The organism is Vibrio sp. Y29_XK_CS5 (genome assembly GCF_024181835.1).
Lineage (GTDB): Bacteria > Pseudomonadota > Gammaproteobacteria > Enterobacterales > Vibrionaceae > Vibrio > Vibrio harveyi.
This window is the reverse complement of record NZ_JAMZAM010000003.1, coordinates 319,682-337,388: the sequence shown is the minus strand read 5'-3', so window position 1 is coordinate 337,388 and position 17,707 is coordinate 319,682. Positions and strand designations below refer to the sequence as shown.

Sequence of the window (17,707 nt, the reverse complement as noted above, 5' to 3'; positions counted from 1 at the left end):
AATATGAAACTGTTTACTTAGTTAGATTAGGCGCAAATGACTTTTACGCCATGTTGTTCAATCTGTGCTTTGTGTTCTGGCTGTAACTCTGCGTCGGTAACCAATACATCAATTTGGTCCCAAGCCAACTCTAAGTTCGGAATTTTGCGTCCGACTTTTTCAGACTCGATCATGACAATGACTTCACGAGAGACTTCTGCCATGACTTTGCTTAAGCCAACCAATTCATTGAACGTTGTGGTTCCGCGCTCTAAATCGATACCATCAGCACCGATAAACAGCTGGTCAAAGTCGTAAGCTCTTAGTACAGATTCGGCTACTTTGCCTTGGAAGGATTCTGAGTGCGTATCCCAAGTTCCACCTGTCATTAACAGGGTTGGTTCGCTCTCTAATTCGTTAAGTGCATTTGCGACATGCAACGAGTTGGTCATTACAACCAAACCACGTTTGTCGTTTAATTGCTGAATCAATGCCGCTGTTGTGCTGCCACTGTCGATCACAATTCGGTTATGGTCACGAATCAGTGATGCCGCCGCTTTTGCTAGACTTAACTTTCGACTCGAAACAATTGGACTCAATTCTTCATGAATAACTTCGGTTGGAATCGAAATCGCACCACCGTAACGGCGCAAAAGTTGTCCATTTTTCTCTAAAGAAGCTAAGTCCTTTCTAATCGTGACTTCTGAGGTTTCAAATTTCTGCGCCAGTTCATCAACGCTGACTTCCCCAAGCTCATTTACTAGGTTAGAAATGGCGTGTCTTCTTAGTTGAGTGTTTCGTTTCGACATTTATGTTTTGATTTTAAGTTTCGGTTTGAAATTTATTATAGTCAAAACGAAACTTTTAAGTCCATTTATTTCGATCCAAAAAATTAATATTTCTCGATAAAACCTTGTCCTAAGACAATTCTTAAACAGTGATATTGGATTCATTCGGTGGTAGAATTCGCCACCGAAAAGAAAAAAAATTACAGAATTGAAGGTTATTTTTTTGCAACTTTCTGCATATAAAGTGGGATTAGTCACAAAAAGGTAACCAAAATCGCCGATCTTTTAGTCATAAAATGACTAAACTTGGTGAAAGACTTACAGAATCTGAAGTTCCAATAATGCGGCGGAAAATCGGTGGGTGACAGGCACTAAATGTCATCAAAACGCCCTAACTTCAGAGTAAACAACCGACTTTCAAATTGTAACTATACTTACCGGAGAGTATCTTCCATGAAAAAGACCAAAATCGTTTGTACGATTGGCCCTAAAACTGAATCTGTAGAGAAGCTAACTGAACTAGTAAACGCTGGCATGAACGTTATGCGTCTTAACTTCTCTCACGGTGACTACGCAGAGCACGGCACTCGTATCGCGAACTTCCGCCAAGTAATGGAAGCTACAGGCAAACAACTTGCAATCCTTCTAGACACTAAAGGTCCAGAAATCCGCACTATCAAACTAGAAGACGGCAACGACGTTGATCTAGTAGCTGGTCAAGAATTCACTTTCACAACTGACATCTCAGTTGTAGGTAACAAAGACAAAGTTGCAGTAACTTACGCTGGTTTTGCTAACGACCTAAACGTTGGCAACACTATCCTAGTAGACGACGGTCTAATCGAAATGGAAGTGCTTGCAACTTCTGAAACTGAAGTTAAGTGTAAAGTTCTTAACAACGGTGCTCTAGGCGAAAACAAAGGTGTTAACCTTCCAGGCGTTTCTGTAAACCTACCTGCACTATCTGAAAAAGATAAGAACGACCTTAAATTCGGTTGTGAGCAAGGCGTTGATTTCGTAGCTGCTTCTTTCATCCGTAAAGCTTCTGACGTTCAAGAAATCCGTGAAGTACTTGCTGCAAACGGCGGCGAGAACATCCACATCATCTCTAAGATCGAAAACCAAGAAGGTGTTGATAACTTCGACGAGATCCTAGAGCTTTCTGACGGCATCATGGTTGCTCGTGGTGACCTAGGTGTTGAAATCCCAGCTGAAGAAGTAATCTTCGCTCAGAAGATGATGATCGAGAAGTGTAACCGTGCACGTAAGATGGTTATCACTGCAACTCAAATGCTTGATTCTATGATCAACAACCCACGTCCTACTCGTGCGGAAGCTGGCGACGTTGCTAACGCGGTAATGGACGGTACTGACGCAGTTATGCTTTCTGGTGAAACTGCTAAAGGTAAGTACCCAGTTGAAGCTGTAACTATCATGGCTCAAATCGCGAACCGTACTGATTCAGCTCTAAAAGCTGAGCTAGGTTCTCGTCTAGACAGCCCACGTCTTCGCATCACTGAAGCAGTATGTAAAGGCGCGGTAGACACAGCTGAAAAACTAGCTGCTCCACTTATCGTTGTTGCAACTGAAGGTGGTAAGTCTGCACGTTCAGTACGTAAGTACTTCCCAACTGCAAACATCCTAGCACTAACGACTAACACTAAGACTGCTGCACAGCTAGTTCTAACTAAAGGTGTTACTCCAGTAGTTGTTGAGTCTATCCAAAGCACTGACGCGTTCTACGTAGCAGGTAAAGAACTTGCTCTAGAATCAGGTCTAGGCAACAAAGGCGATATCGTTGTTATGGTTTCTGGTGCTCTAGTAGCTTCAGGCACAACGAACACAGCTTCTGTACACGTTCTATAAGACTGAAGAATTCAATCATCAGTTCAATAAAAAAGAGGGCTTTGGCCCTCTTTTTTTATATATTTAATCTTGCCCTCATAATCAGTACGCTGTATTATCAATCACAACCGAACTACGTACTGTTTAGTTGTCGTCACGATAATAAAATTTCATGAGGTTGCTTGTGTCCAGTCCTACTCTTACCGACAAAGTTTCGAAAATGATCTGTCAGGACATCCTGACGGGTGAATTAAAGCCAGGTCAAAAGCTTGTGGTTGCTGACCTGAAAGAGAAATACAACGTTGGTGCATCACCTATCCGCGAAGCACTTGTGCAACTGTCTTGGAGCAAGTATGTAAAGCTTGAGCCACAAAAAGGCTGTTGGGTTGCGCCTGTGTGCAAAAAAGAATTGAACGACCTATACGAAAGCCTTCGTGTGGTTTCTTCTGTACTGCTTAAGAAAGCAATCTTGGCGGGTGATGAAAGCTGGGAATTGGACGTGCTAACGTCATACCATAAGCTATCTCGTCTGAACTTTGACGAAACATTCTGTTGGAAAGAGTGGGAAGAGCGCCACCATCAGTTCCACGTCTCTTTGTTGGAAGGTGCCGATTCAAAGAACATGTTTGAGTTCTTCAGTGATCTGATCAACCAAATCAAACGCTACCGCTACTTTGCGATGCAAACATTGAACTCTGAGCAAGATGCTCTGTTCAACATTGATGAACATGAGATGATCATGAAGCTTGTTCTTGCGAAGAACAGCGAAGAAGCAATGACACTGCTTGATAAGCATTTATTGAGCTCAATGCAGCGTATTGAAACCGTACTAGAGCTAGAAACGGCTTAATCATATCGTCGCCCAATAGATAGCAAAAAGTCGGGGTTATCCCGATTTTTTTATTTGCTAGAGAAGCCAATTACTGCTTTTTCTCATCGCCTTTAAGCAATGTCATCAAAACTGTGACAAATCGACACTCGGTTCCGCCCTGCACTTTTTGACTCGTACAGGGCAATATCGGCACATTTGTAACTGCGAGTTCTATCCGCAGTCACATCGCTGTAACCCACACTTACGGTCACTGAACGGTCACTACTTAGCTCTACTGCAACACGCAAGCGATTCAAAACCACTTCTGCCTCTTGCGTAGTAGTGTGCGGCATGATCACCGCGAACTCCTCTCCACCAACTCGAGCCACGAAGTCGGTGCTTCTCACCCCACGAAGTAAAGTTTCAGCCACCGTACAAATGACTTTGTCGCCTTCATCATGCCCCAGTTCATCGTTGATACGCTTGAAATGGTCGATATCAAACAAGGCTAAACAAGTCGTGGGTGTATTCGGATAGCGTTCAACCAAGTTGGTATATTGTGCAAGCTGCTCTTCAAATTTACGACGATTCCAAAGGCTGGTTAAACCATCTTTCTCACTTAAGTTGCGCAGCTTTTCTTCTAGCTCTTTACGCTCCGAAATATCCACCAGTGAAGTGATGTAATAACTGACCTTACCAGACTTTGCCATAATGGCTTGAATACGCATAATGGCAGTAAACACATGATTAAGTTTAGTACGACAACGCACCTCACCTTCCCATACTTGCTCAACACCCAGTTGATTCCAAATCGCCAGAATATTTTCAATGTCTTCGGGGATAAAAATCAGATTGTGGGCATTCCAGCCTCGTAAGCGAGAATTCGAATAACCCATCATGTTTTCGAACTCTTGGTTAACCATCATAATTCGGTGTGAAGTATCCGAAATCATCACTGCGGTCATGCCATCCAGTGCCGCTCGAGCCAGCTTGGACTCAATGCTATGGCGACGATAGTGCAGTGCTAAAGTTGTTATCGGGAGCGCGAAAACCAGCATCAAGCTTAAAACAAAGAGAGCTTCTTGCAATAAGTCATCAATGTCTCGATCAGCTCGCTCTAAGAGCTGTTCTTGCGAAAGATCGATAATTAAATGAAGAGACTCCCCCGGCACAAAGTTAATCGTATTAAAGATCACCAGATGGTTACCATCGTATTCGTAACCCATCTTTTCTGCCCCCATGTTCTGCCAAACTTTGGGGTGAAGCAAACCAAAGTTGAATCGAGAGCGAGCAGGAATAATATCGCCATACAACTTGTCATTATGAGAGCTCGCAACGTAGTAGCCCGCTTGGTTGATAAGCTCGATGTTAAAATCTCTTACAGGTGAGTAATTTAAACGTGACGACAAATATTGAACGTTGATGTTCAGTACCAGATAGCCTTCGCGCGTGCCATCCATCGCAACAGGCATCATGATACGAATCGATGGACTGTACGGATAAACGAGCTCACTATTTTCTCGTTCTAACTCTATCCCCCAAGAGCCGATCTGGTCATTGCTAAGATTCTGAGCGAATTGGAAATAAGCTCGCTCGGACTTATCTTGCAAAACCTGAGCTGGCGCAGCAATGCCCGTTTTGAAGTCGTAATTAATCCGTACGTTCTCTTGCCCTTCAAGGTTTAGGAAACGTATCTGTCGATACCATTTTTGGTTAACGGCGACTGAGCTCCACACCTCTTGTAAAATGGCGAGATTTTTGTCGCTAGGATCACGCAAATAATCGTAAAGGCTTTGGCTATGACCGAGTAGATCACTGATGGAAGAGATTTGATCTTGAACGTTGTTATATTCTCGCTCGGAATACGCGAGTTGATGAAGAGCTTCTTTAGCGGTGCTCTTGACGTTATCCGCTAACAGCGTTTGATATTTCTGATAGTAGTAGATTGAGATGAGCGCGCTAAAAAATAGCGTCGTCGCCAACAAAGCGCTGACTAACTTCCTGACTTTCACGCGTTCTACTACTCACATTGATTACGAAAGCAGCAATTATATCATTGTTTGTTATTTTCTAAACAAAAAGCCATCGAACAACGATGGCTTTTCTTAAATGCATCAGATTTCATTAAGGCTTGAGGCAACGTTCCCCGCGAGCAATGCCTACGACACCGCTTCGAGCCACTTCGACCACTTCCGTAACTTCCGAAATCGCTTGGATGAAAGCGTCCAGTTTCTCACTGGTACCCGCAAGTTGCACCGTATATTGAGAAGCCGTGACATCAACAATCTGACCACGGAAAATATCCGCAGTACGCTTCACTTCAGCACGAGCAAAACCACTCGCTTTCACCTTGACCATCATCAGTTCGCGCTCGATGTGGTCAAATTCCGTGACTTCTTGCACTTTGAGCACATCGATCAGCTTATGCAGTTGCTTCTGAATCTGCTCCAACTGCATTTCATCAGAGTTAGTCGTGATATTTAGACGCGACAGTGTTTCGTCATCAGTTGGTGATACGTTCAACGATTCAATGTTGTAACCACGCTGAGAAAACAAACCGACAACGCGAGACAAAGCACCTGGCTGGTTTTCCATTAACAAAGAAATAATGTGTCTCATATTAAGTACGCTCCGTTTTGCTTAGCCACATCTTGTCCATACCCTCGCCTTTGATCTGCATTGGGTAAACGTGTTCGGTTTCATCTACGTTGATGTCGACAAACACCAAACGATCTTTCATGTCGAGCGCCTTTTGGAGACCCGCTTCTAGCTGATCTGGCGTTTCGATACGAATACCGACGTGACCATAAGCTTCTGCAATCGCTGCAAAATCAGGAACAGAACTCATGTACGAGTTAGAGTGACGACCTTGATAAATAATGTCTTGCCATTGTTTTACCATGCCTAGGAAACGGTTATTCAAGTTAATGATTTTTACAGGGATGTCGTATTGCATGGCCGTCGACAACTCCTGAATATTCATTTGGATACTGCCATCACCAGTCACAACCACCACTTCTTCTTCTGGCATGGCGAATTTCACACCCATACCAGCAGGTAGACCGAAGCCCATTGTGCCGAGACCACCCGAGTTAATCCAACGGCGTGGCTTATTAAATGGATAGTAAAGCGCCGCAAACATCTGGTGCTGTCCCACATCAGACGCAACGTAAGCGTCTCCCTTGGTTAGCTTGTGCAGCGTTTCGATAACTTGTTGCGGCTTAATGCGCTCAGGAGATGTCTCATACGCCAAGCAGTTGCGATCTCGCCATACTTGAATGTCTTCCCACCACTGACCTATCGCTTCTTGATCGTTGTTATTGCCCTGCTCGTTGAGCAGACCAACCATGGTCGCTAATACTTTTTCAGCAGAACCTACGATAGGCAAATCAACTTTCACATTTTTCGAGATAGAAGATGGGTCAATATCAATGTGCATCACTTTAGCATTCGGACAATACTTCTCTAGATTATTAGTCGTACGGTCATCAAAACGTACCCCAATACCAAAGATAAGATCCGCTTCATGCATCGCCATGTTAGCTTCATAAGTACCGTGCATACCTAGCATACCAAGCGAGTTTTTATGTGTACCCGGGAAGGCACCTAACCCCATTAGTGTGCTTACAACAGGAAGGTTTAACTGCTCCGATAGCGTTTGAATATGCTCATGCGCACCGGAAATTACCGCCCCACCACCGATGTACAATACTGGTTTCTTCGCTTCAACAAGCGACTTCAACGCTTTTTTGATCTGACCTTTGTGACCAGACGTCGTTGGCTTATATGAACGCATCGAAATGCTTTCTGGGTACTCGTAAGGAAGCTTGATTTGCGGGTTCAAAATATCTTTCGGCAAATCAATCACAACCGGTCCAGGTCGACCTGTTGTCGAGATGTAGAACGCTTTTTTGATCGTTTCAGGAATGTCTTCCGCTTTCTTGACGAGGAAGCTGTGTTTCACAACAGGGCGTGAAACACCCACAATGTCACACTCTTGGAAGGCATCATTACCAATCAGGTTGTTTGGTACGTTACCTGAGATAACAATCATTGGAATTGAATCCATGTATGCAGTCGCAATACCTGTGATGGTATTGGTTGCACCAGGACCAGAACATACCAGTACGACTCCGGGCTTGCCCGTCGCTCGCGCATAGCCATCTGCCATATGGGTAGCGGCTTGTTCGTGTCTTACTAGTACGTGTTTGATTTGATCGGTTTTGGCGTGCAGTGCGTCGTAGATATCTAAAACGGACCCGCCAGGGTAACCAAAGATTTGCTCTACGCTCTCTTCAATCAGAGATTGCACAACCATCTCTGCGCCTGACAACATTGCTGTCATAATTTGCTCTCCTTACCAGTTTTCCTCACCGTAAGGCCAACGGTTTGGTCTGGTTTTACATAGTCTAGGTCTTATTCGTAGCCTAATAGAAATACTTCCACTTTTTCAGCTATGTCTTACGTCTGTCATAACAAAACGCAAGGTAACACAACAAATGTAACGTTTTATTATCAACGGGTCTAATGAGAGTTGAATCAAATTTTAAACAAGATGCTATAAATCAGAACAAAGGCAGGGTTTGACGCTAACTAAGTAGCGCAAAATAGAATCAAGATAAGAAACCAAAAGAAAATAAAGTGAATAATTTCACTAGAAATGGCAACTTTCAGCGAAACTTCCTTCATAAGTCACAACTAAAAGTGTGAAAGACGGTCATAAAAAATCCCCAGCAGCACAATATCAGGCAACTGGGGACATTTTCATCAATCTGAAATCTAAGTTAGCTTAAATTACTTTTTATCAGACTTTTCAGTGTACATTTCTTCGATTTCATCTTGGTATTTGTCGTTAATGACTTTACGACGAAGTTTTTGTGTTGGGGTCAACTCACCATCATCCATCGAGAATGCTTTAGGTAAAAGTTTGAATTTCTTAACTTGTTCAAACTTAGCCAGTTCTTTCTGCAGGTCATTAACACGCTTCTCAAGCATCTCAACAATCTGATGATGTTTGATCAATTCAACACGATCGTGGTACTTGATATTTAGTTCTTTCGCATACTCTTCAAGTGAGTCGTAACACGGAACAATCAGAGCCGATACAAATTTACGTGTATCTGCGATGACAGCAATCTGCTCAATGAAGTGGTCTTTACCGATTGCACCTTCTACGACTTGAGGTGCAATGTACTTACCGTTTGAAGTCTTCATCAGTTCTTTGATGCGGTCAGTAATGAACAAGTTGCCATTTTCGTCAATGTAACCTGCATCGCCAGTCTTCAAGAAGCCATGTTCGTCAAACGTCTTCTCAGTTTCCTCTGGCATTTTGTAGTAGCCACGCATCACCATTGGACCGCGCACTAAAATTTCGTTGTTTTCACCAATCTTAACTTGAGCGCCTGGCATTGCCATACCGATAGAGCTCGGATCAAAGCATTGATCATCCCAACAAGATACGGTTGCCGTGGTTTCTGTCATACCGTAGCCAAGCTTAACATTGATGCCAATTGCGTGGAAAAAACGCCCAATGGTTTCATCTAGCTTCGCGCCACCACATGGCATGAAATTAATGCGTCCACCCAATAATGCACGTAGCTTGCTCAACACTAGCTTGTCTGCCAAAGCGTAAGATTTACGTAGCATTAGTGATGGCTTGCGGTTTTCTTGATGACAAGCAGCCATCTTCGCACCCATGTTGACCGCCCAAGTAAACATAATTTTGCGATGGAATGGTGCACGTGACACTTTCTCGTGGATCGCAGAGAAGATCTTCTCATAAAAACGAGGAACCGCACTCATCGCGGTTGGGCGTACTTCACTCAGGGCATCACGTACTTGCATGGTGTCTTGCAGGTAGCAGTTGGTACCACCTTTATAAAGCACATAGAATGTCCATGCACGCTCAAACACGTGTGATAATGGCAAGAAACACAGCGATACGTCGTCTTCAGTTAAACTCAAGCGCTCATCATGACCTTCAAGTTGGGCAGAGATATTCGCGTAATCTAGCATTACACCTTTCGGTTGACCTGTGGTACCAGAGGTGTAAATCAGGGTCAGTAGATCTTCTTCTTGCGCATGTTCTAAACGAGTTTCTAGCTCAGCTTGGTGACTAACGTCGCCCTTAGCAACGAAGTCTTTCCATGTCATGGCAAATGCATGATCGCCTAGGTCAATATCATCTGACATCGCAACGATCAGTTCTAGCTGCTTACATTCATCGAAAATGCTAACCGCGGCATCAAACTGTGGCTGCTCACCAACAAACAACACTTTGACGTCTGCGTTATCAATGATGTAAGCCGATTGAGCTGCGGTGTTAGTTGGATAGATAGGTACGGTAACGCCACGCAATTGCAGTGCTGCAAAATCAGCAATGGTCCATTGCGGCATGTTATTTGAGAAAATACCGATCTTATCTTGAACGCCCAATCCCTGAGCCAAAAGCGCAAGTGACAAAGCATCTACTTGCTGACCAAACTGCTCCCAAGTAATACCTTGCCATGTGTCGCCGACTTTATGTTTAAGCGCAACACGAGTACTACCCTTCGCAATTTGTTCACGAATACGTTTTACGATATGAAAATCTAACTTGGCCATTCTTTACATTACCTTTTGGCTTACAGGCGTAAGCTATTTGAGCGCACAAGTGTAACCTCGACGCTTAAAAACGCAACTGACCATTATCAAACTTATCATTATTAAGAGACGACTATCACTAATGAGAGCATAGCAGGTCTTTAACTGCTGAAGGTTTAATCAACTTAAGTCGCTGTTTCGACTATTAAATAGCGGACATAAAAAGCCCCTGAGAGACGGCGTTCTCTCAGGGGCAAGGAATTGTAAAAATTGATGATTACAAGTCCAGTCTGACCAGTTGATCAGGCTAAAAATTCAGCTTATTTAAGCGCAACAACTTCACCACAAGTGATCATGAGTTGGTCACGTAACCAGATGTGGCCTTTGTCCTTCTCACTTGATTCGTGCCAGCTTAGGTAACCACTGATTTCCTTGTTTTCAAATGGGAAATCTAGGATTTGCAACTGGTCGCTGTTCACTGCATTCTCAGCCATCCAGCGAGGAGCGATAGTCACAAGCTCAGATTGGCTTACTACGTATAGCAGGTTGCTTAGGCTTGAACCTTCATAAGCGGCTTGGCAATCAAGTTCGCGGTACGCTTGCTCAGAGAAGCTACGTTGACCATGTACACGTGATAGCTTCGCGTGTTTCTCGTTGATCAGTTGCTCAGCAGATACACCACCTTGGATGCGAGGGTGCGTCTTAGAAGCAATAACCACTAGCTCATCTTTAAAGATTTCAGTGCTTGAGAAGCCTTGATCATCAAAACGTGCGTAGTCAATTACGAAGTCGATTTCTTGGTAGCGCATACGCTCAGATAGAAGGCGATCAAATTCCGCATCTAGGTGTAGCTGTACGCTTGGTGCTTGCTCGTTAATGTTAGCCATGATTCTCGGTGCGAAACGCATATCACATGGGCTACAAATCGCCAGTTTAAATAGACGAGTTGAAGACTCAGGTTGGAAAACTGAGCTTGGAAGTTCGTTACGAATAAGCTGTAGTGCTTGGCGGATAGGACCAAACAGTTGACGAGCACGCTGAGTTGGCTGAATACCACGACCCTGACGCATGAATAGCTCATCATTAAACATTACTTTTAGGCGAGCAACCGCATTACTTACTGCTGGTTGTGACATGCCAAGGTTATGTGCTGCACGAGTAATATTTTGCTCTTGCATCACTGCATCAAATACGGTCAATAGGTTTAAATCTACACCACGCAATGTGCTTTCCATACGGTAGCTAGCAATTGCGCTCATCGCGTCTTTTTTATCTAACATGGAGTGCGCCTCTTATGTAATCGTCAACTTGGTTCAATGAATTCTTAACGAATAGAATCTCTTTGCACACAAACGACCGTGGCTGGATTCAAATCATTTTTTAAGGAATAGAAAACCGAATTTGTATTATATTTATCGTCCAGATATTTCCGGCTCGAACCGTACTATCAACTAATCAATCAAGGTTTCGCAACTAGATTGATATTTAATCATTAAATTTTAGCCAATTAGTTATTTATTCCATATTTATCATATCGTTAAGAAAAACATAAAAAAGTATAAAACACCTAAATCAGAGGTTTCTTACAACCTATTTAGCACGTTAATGACAATCTACAGGGATCATACAACCCATTTACCCTGCTTATTATTTGCATTTGCGTTCAAAAACCAGCATCAATAGTTAAGTTCACAAAACATGCAAATCAGTTAAAGAGTCAGCAAAATGACCGTGAATAGAAATGATATAGAAGGCATAAAAATGCAGCCAATCAGCGCGTGAATGACTGCAACTTAGAAGATAAATCAGACGTTAAATATTCGATACGTAACTCGGAAAATCGACTTGTTCCCATAGTTGTTCAGAGAGTTTTTCAGGTGCATCCCAGACACCTTGTAATACCCAGTTGGCGATCGCTTTTGCAACATCAGGATACTTCACGCTTTCTGCTTGTTGTTCTTTCAACCATTGACGTACCGTCGAAATATCAAGATTTTCCATCGAAGATGCTAGCCCTAAATCTTCCAATGTTGCGACGTTACTTTGCTGTTCAAATTGCCCAGAAAGCGGTTTAAGTAATAGCTTCTTGCCAAGAGAAAGGGCTTCCGATGGCAGTTCAAAACCACCATTGGCAATCACTCCACTACAACGTTGCAAATGAGATTGAAAGTTAGTGTGACACAGAGGTCTTAGTTCAATATTTTCCACTTGCTCACACTCAATCACGTTCGGGTGATAACAGACAAAAGACTGTTGATTAAAATGGAACAACAAATCGCTGATGTCTTCTATTGATTCAAACGGAAGATAGACGAGAACAAAGTCATCATTACCACTCGTTTGCTCAAGCGTATGAACGATAGGCGGTAAGATCGGCTGATCAAAGTGATACCAATGCAAGCCTAGGTGGTGTTGCGAAGGAGCAAAATGCTCTATGACGGATTTATCCAACCAACTCGCCCCCTTAAGAGGTACTGGGTAGCGGAATGCATTTTGATGACTGATACCAATACAAGGTTTGTTCTGCTTACGAGCAGCCCAAGCCGAGACGGGTTCGAAATCATTGATCACCAGATCATAAGAAGACAAATCCAGCTGATTTACTTCTTGGATAAACTGAATCAAGTTATTGCGTAATGCCGTTTTAGCATAGCTCACGGCACCTTTCTCTGTCACAAAGGTAAAGCCACGCCGAGTTTGATAGTTTCCAAAAGACTCCATTGAAAAGTACTTTTCTGGTTCGCGTCCAGAGAAAAGAAAATCAACCTGCACGTCGTGAGTTTGAAAAGCTTTACTCATAGCTCTTGCGCGGGCGATGTGACCATTTCCTGTGCCTTGAACACCATACAGAATTTTCATCCATTAACCTCCAATGAGCCCAATTGCCAAAGAACCACATAGGCTCCCCAACAAAGCACCAATGATAATGTCAGTAAAAAAGTGCACGCCAAGCAGAATACGTGATGTCCCAATCAAGGCTGCCCAAGTGAAAGCAAATATGCCTAAGTCTGGATAAAAATGATGAATGAGCGTCGCCATCAAAAAGCCCGCCGCAGTATGACCTGACGGTAAGCTGTAGCGGTCAGAAGGAGTAATAAAGGCAGGAAGCAACGCGCTCAATTCCTCAGGACGACGGCGCTTAAAGCTGTTTTTCAACACCCAGTAAATGGGTAATTCGATGGCAAATGCGGTTAACCCGGTAATCAAGAACCAATGACCATGTTGCTTATCAAGTAGCCAAGCTAACAACCCTAACACCACATAGAGGTGTCCATCCCCACTATGAGAAACTCCTTTACTGATATTCGCGACTTGCTGATTAAATCGATGTTGTAAACACACACTGGAGAACGCCAAATCAAATTTAGCAATGCTTGCCATTGGCTGGCTAATTGTCTCTAAAGCTCGCATGTAACATTCCTTTACTTTGACCTTTATATGAAAACTAGGCGTGTAAGGTGACAACTACATGACGAGAATTTGGATAATTAATGACACGTTATCATTTGCAGCAGAACAGAAAAAACGGCGGGAGTTAAGAGTAGCAATAAGCTCGGTAATCGTTACGTTGATCAACCGAGCTCATAAGTACGAAGATATTCACCCAGAAGATCTGAGCATAAAAGATCAAGACTGATTGGAAGCAGAGACTGGTGCATCGATGTACCAGATCTTTCTTTGTTTACGACATGCTCTAAGCGAGCCGGTGGTCATGTGACCATCTTTCGTGAGCTCATAGCTCAAATCACGGCAAGTATAGCTACCGAACAATTCGTTTTTCCCTTGTTCGCTTGGCTCAACATTATGCTTTAATAGTGGATTAGGCTTGATCGACAAAATGTCTCGGTTGACGACATTACTACGAGCGTAGTCTTTGTGTACGTAACCTCTAATCACACCTTTTTGTTCGACCAGCAACCATGGTTCGCCTTCCACTTTAGCAAGAGCATTAAAGACCTCACCTTTGGTTAGCTCTCCCAGCTTCTCTCCTTTTAAGCTCGGTTTTGCTCGCAAATTAAGAGTGGTCTTTGAGCGATATGAAACATCCATAAATTCAAGTGTATTTGACGTATCCACTCCCTCTACAATAGGACGACTTACTTCTGCTTCCTTCCATTGATTTGGCTGGACACGGATCTTCCACCAAGAGTAAGTGTCTGGATCTTTACCTTTAAACTTGTCACGGTTATCCGACTCTAACGCCACCAGCATTTGATTTAGAAAGGATTCACGTCCATCTTCACTCAAGTATTCATCCATTTGGTGGTTGATCATCAAGACACTATGAGCATGATCGCTCGCCACCACTGAAGAGGTCGCCTCTGTCGGTTGCCCAAATTGAAGTAACTGACACCCAGATAAAGAAACCAGAGCTAGAGCCAGCGCAGAACGTCCAAGTTGTTTCGCTAAATCCATTAATCCCTAACCTATTTGCCTCAAAAATTCGGTAGATACAACCGTTCTACTATAAATCGCTCTGCTGAATTTATGCCAACCAATTGCCTCCTTTGTGTGATAGCTCGCAAAGCATGCAGTATCAAAACAATGAGAAGAAGATGGTGAGCGTGATCTTAGTCGCGGCAATAATTGTTGTAGCACAAACATCTCCCCTTTCTTCACATTGAAGACGTCCATCATTGATAGAAGATTAATTCACCTACTGATCCGATATGAATAAAAAATCAACTTTAGGGTTGACGTGCTCCATTGAGTGCGGTACTAATTTGTTAACTTAATTTTGTGGAATGCTTAACAACTATGTCAGCACGTTTTTCTATCCTGCTTAGCCTCCTCCTGATCGTGACCAGTTCGCGCGGGTAGGCTGTGGAAGAAAAATAACCACACCAATTTCTTAGAAACCCGCATGCAAATGCGGGTTTTTTTATATCTAAATACCGGAAGTAAACGATTAACTTGCGCGAAAGTGCAAAAATCATGAAGGAAGCAAACATGAACGATCAGGTCATTATATTCGACACCACATTGCGTGATGGCGAACAAGCGTTGTCAGCAAGCTTGACGGTTAAAGAAAAACTGCAGATTGCCTATGCGCTTGAAAGGCTGGGCGTTGATGTTATCGAAGCGGGTTTTCCTGTCTCTTCACCAGGTGATTTCGAGTCCGTACAAACCATCGCAAAACACATAAAAAATAGTCGAGTTTGTGCCCTTTCGCGTGCCGTTGCGAAAGACATCGATGCCGCCGCTGAAGCACTAAAAGTCGCTGATGCTTTCCGAATTCACACCTTCATCTCCACTTCGACTGTTCACGTTCAGGACAAACTTCGCCGCAGCTACGACGATGTGGTTGAAATGGGTGTTAAAGCAGTAAAACACGCACGCAATTACACCGACGACGTCGAGTTTTCTTGTGAAGACGCAGGGCGCACTCCAATCGACAACCTATGCCGCATGGTTGAAGCCGCTATCGATGCGGGCGCAAGCACCATCAACATTCCAGACACCGTTGGCTACACAGTACCAAGTGAGTTTGGCGGCATCATTGAAACCCTATTCAACCGCGTACCCAACATCGACAAAGCCATCATCTCTGTGCACTGCCACGATGACTTAGGTATGTCAGTCGCAAACTCTATCGCAGCCGTCCAAGCAGGGGCGCGACAAGTAGAAGGCACCATTAACGGTATCGGTGAGCGTGCAGGTAACTGTTCTTTAGAAGAAATCGCGATGATCCTAAAAACACGCCAAGAATTCATGGGTGTGCATACCGGTCTAAAACACGACGAAATCCACCGCACCAGCAAGTTGGTTAGTCAGCTATGTAACATGCCAATTCAGAGCAATAAAGCGATCGTTGGTGCCAACGCATTCAGCCACTCTTCAGGCATTCACCAAGATGGGATGCTAAAGAACAAAAACACTTACGAGATCATGACGCCTGAATCGATCGGTCTTAAAAACCAAGCTCTGAACCTAACCAGCCGCAGTGGTCGTGCAGCCGTGAAAAGCCACATGGATTCAATGGGCTACAAAGAAGAAGAATACAACTTAGATGCGTTGTACGAGGACTTCTTGAAGCTTGCCGACCGTAAGGGTCAAGTATTTGATTACGATCTAGAAGCCCTAATGCACTTCTCAAACTTGCGTGAAGAAGATGATTTCTACAAGTTGAACTACCTAAGTGTGCAATCAGGCAGCGTAATGGCGACCACCAGCATCAAGATGCAATGTGGTGATGAGGAAACGTGTGAGGCTGCAGTCGGCAATGGTCCGGTTGATGCGCTATACCAATGTATCTACCGCGTGACAGGTTACGACATCGTTCTAGACAAGTTCGACCTAACGGCAAAAGGTGAAGGTGAAGATGGTCTTGGTCAAGCAGACATTATCGCCAACTACAAAGGTCGCAAGTACCACGGTACCGGCGTTTCTACCGATATCGTAGAAGCATCTGGTCAAGCGCTATTACACGTCATCAACAGCATTCATCGTGCCGATAAGATTGAAGAGATGAAGCAAAAGAAAATCGCGACAGTTTAATGTGATTCATTGGGGTCTGATTTACATCTCAGACTCCAACCAAATTCGTTTAGATAAGCTCAAAAATTTAGAAATATTAAAGGATTAACATGACAGACAAATCATACAAAATTGCCGTTTTACCTGGCGACGGTATCGGCCCAGAAGTGATGGCGCAAGCACATAAAGTGTTGGATGCAATCGAAAAGAAACACGGTATTGCATTTGAGCGTGACGAGCATGATGTTGGTGGTATTGCAATCGACAATCACGGCTGCCCACTTCCAGAAAGTACAGTCAAAGCGTGTGAAGAGTCTGATGCCGTCCTATTCGGTTCAGTAGGCGGACCAAAGTGGGAGCACTTACCACCAAATGACCAACCTGAACGTGGTGCCCTACTTCCGCTACGTAAACACTTCCAATTATTCTGTAATCTTCGTCCAGCACAGATCCACTCTGGTCTAGAAGCCTTCTCACCACTTCGTGCAGACATCTCAGGTCGTGGTTTTGACATCGTGGTAGTACGTGAATTAACTGGTGGTATCTACTTCGGTCAACCGAAAGGTCGTGAAGGTGAAGGCGCAACAGAAAAAGCATTTGATACCGAGGTTTACCACCGCTTTGAGATCGAACGTATCGCAAAAATTGCGTTTGAATCTGCACGTCTACGCCGTAAGAAGGTGTGTTCAATCGATAAAGCGAACGTTCTGCAAAGCTCAATCCTATGGCGTGAAGTGGTAGAAGAAATCGCAAAAGATTACCCAGATGTCGAGCTGTCACACATGTACATTGATAACGCAACAATGCAGTTGATTAAAGACCCAGCTCAGTTTGACGTAATGCTTTGTTCAAACATCTTCGGCGACATCATTTCTGATGAGTGTGCAATGATCACTGGCTCAATGGGTATGCTGCCTTCAGCAAGCCTAAACGAAAGTAAATTTGGTCTGTACGAGCCAGCAGGTGGCAGTGCACCCGATATCGCAGGTAAGAATATTGCTAACCCTGTGGCGCAAATCCTATCAGCAGCACTGATGCTGCGTTACAGCCTAGGTGAAGAAACTGCGGCGCAAGACATTGAAGCCGCAGTATCAAAAGCACTTTCAGCTGGGGAGCTAACGGGCGATCTTGCTGGTGACAACCCTGCGCTTACAACATCTGAGATGGGCGATAAGATCGCTGAGTACATCTTAAACTCATAATACAGAACAGATTCATAATAAAT

The 17,707-nt window shown here is 43.8% G+C and carries 13 protein-coding genes; 4 read left to right on the top strand and 9 right to left on the bottom strand.

Annotated features, from left to right (window positions below; all coding sequences use genetic code 11):
* Positions 1 to 26: 26 nt before the first annotated feature.
* Complete coding sequence (locus NL647_RS15530; RefSeq protein WP_005450450.1) at positions 27 to 788, bottom strand: DeoR/GlpR family DNA-binding transcription regulator; 762 nt, start codon at positions 786 to 788, stop codon at positions 27 to 29.
* A gap of 432 nt (positions 789 to 1,220) precedes the next feature.
* On the opposite strand from NL647_RS15530, the gene pykF reads away from it, so the two are divergent.
* The gene (gene pykF / locus NL647_RS15525) at positions 1,221 to 2,633 is read left to right on the top strand and encodes a pyruvate kinase PykF (protein WP_005450451.1); all 1,413 of its coding nucleotides are present in this window, start codon (positions 1,221 to 1,223) and stop codon (positions 2,631 to 2,633) included.
* A 151-nt stretch (positions 2,634 to 2,784) separates the two neighbouring features.
* Positions 2,785 to 3,462: a GntR family transcriptional regulator gene (locus NL647_RS15520; RefSeq protein ID WP_017190055.1), complete on the top strand. Its 678-nt coding sequence runs from the start codon at positions 2,785 to 2,787 to the stop codon at positions 3,460 to 3,462.
* 92 nt (positions 3,463 to 3,554) lie between these two features.
* Here NL647_RS15520 and NL647_RS15515 read toward each other — a convergent pair whose 3' ends face one another.
* From NL647_RS15515 to NL647_RS15480, 8 genes are all read right to left on the bottom strand, one after another.
* The gene (locus tag NL647_RS15515) at positions 3,555 to 5,435 is read right to left on the bottom strand and encodes a diguanylate cyclase (RefSeq protein WP_005450453.1); all 1,881 of its coding nucleotides are present in this window, start codon (positions 5,433 to 5,435) and stop codon (positions 3,555 to 3,557) included.
* Between the two features lie 112 nt (positions 5,436 to 5,547).
* Positions 5,548 to 6,042, bottom strand: coding sequence for an acetolactate synthase small subunit (gene ilvN, locus NL647_RS15510; protein ID WP_005450454.1), 495 nt, complete (start codon positions 6,040 to 6,042; stop codon positions 5,548 to 5,550).
* Position 6,043: 1 nt separating this feature from the next.
* The gene (locus NL647_RS15505; protein WP_005450455.1) at positions 6,044 to 7,768 is read right to left on the bottom strand and encodes an acetolactate synthase 3 large subunit; all 1,725 of its coding nucleotides are present in this window, start codon (positions 7,766 to 7,768) and stop codon (positions 6,044 to 6,046) included.
* 449 nt (positions 7,769 to 8,217) lie between these two features.
* Complete coding sequence (locus NL647_RS15500) at positions 8,218 to 10,026, bottom strand: long-chain fatty acid--CoA ligase (protein WP_253650372.1); 1,809 nt, start codon at positions 10,024 to 10,026, stop codon at positions 8,218 to 8,220.
* Between the two features lie 299 nt (positions 10,027 to 10,325).
* Positions 10,326 to 11,285, bottom strand: a complete 960-nt coding sequence (gene calR, locus NL647_RS15495) for a LysR family transcriptional regulator CalR (RefSeq protein WP_005430441.1) — start codon at positions 11,283 to 11,285, stop codon at positions 10,326 to 10,328.
* A gap of 532 nt (positions 11,286 to 11,817) precedes the next feature.
* A complete protein-coding gene (locus NL647_RS15490; RefSeq protein ID WP_017190054.1) occupies positions 11,818 to 12,864 on the bottom strand; it encodes an MJ1255/VC2487 family glycosyltransferase in 1,047 nt (348 codons plus the stop codon).
* Between the two features lie 3 nt (positions 12,865 to 12,867).
* Positions 12,868 to 13,416: a phosphatase PAP2 family protein gene (locus NL647_RS15485; RefSeq protein WP_005450458.1), complete on the bottom strand. Its 549-nt coding sequence runs from the start codon at positions 13,414 to 13,416 to the stop codon at positions 12,868 to 12,870.
* A 216-nt stretch (positions 13,417 to 13,632) separates the two neighbouring features.
* Complete coding sequence (locus NL647_RS15480) at positions 13,633 to 14,421, bottom strand: SH3 domain-containing protein (protein WP_005450460.1); 789 nt, start codon at positions 14,419 to 14,421, stop codon at positions 13,633 to 13,635.
* Between the two features lie 534 nt (positions 14,422 to 14,955).
* On the opposite strand from NL647_RS15480, the gene leuA reads away from it, so the two are divergent.
* Both leuA and leuB read left to right on the top strand, forming a co-directional pair.
* A complete protein-coding gene (leuA, locus tag NL647_RS15475; RefSeq protein ID WP_005450461.1) occupies positions 14,956 to 16,503 on the top strand; it encodes a 2-isopropylmalate synthase in 1,548 nt (515 codons plus the stop codon).
* A gap of 89 nt (positions 16,504 to 16,592) precedes the next feature.
* Positions 16,593 to 17,684, top strand: coding sequence for a 3-isopropylmalate dehydrogenase (leuB, locus tag NL647_RS15470; RefSeq protein WP_005450462.1), 1,092 nt, complete (start codon positions 16,593 to 16,595; stop codon positions 17,682 to 17,684).
* The last annotated feature ends 23 nt before the right edge of the window (positions 17,685 to 17,707 follow it).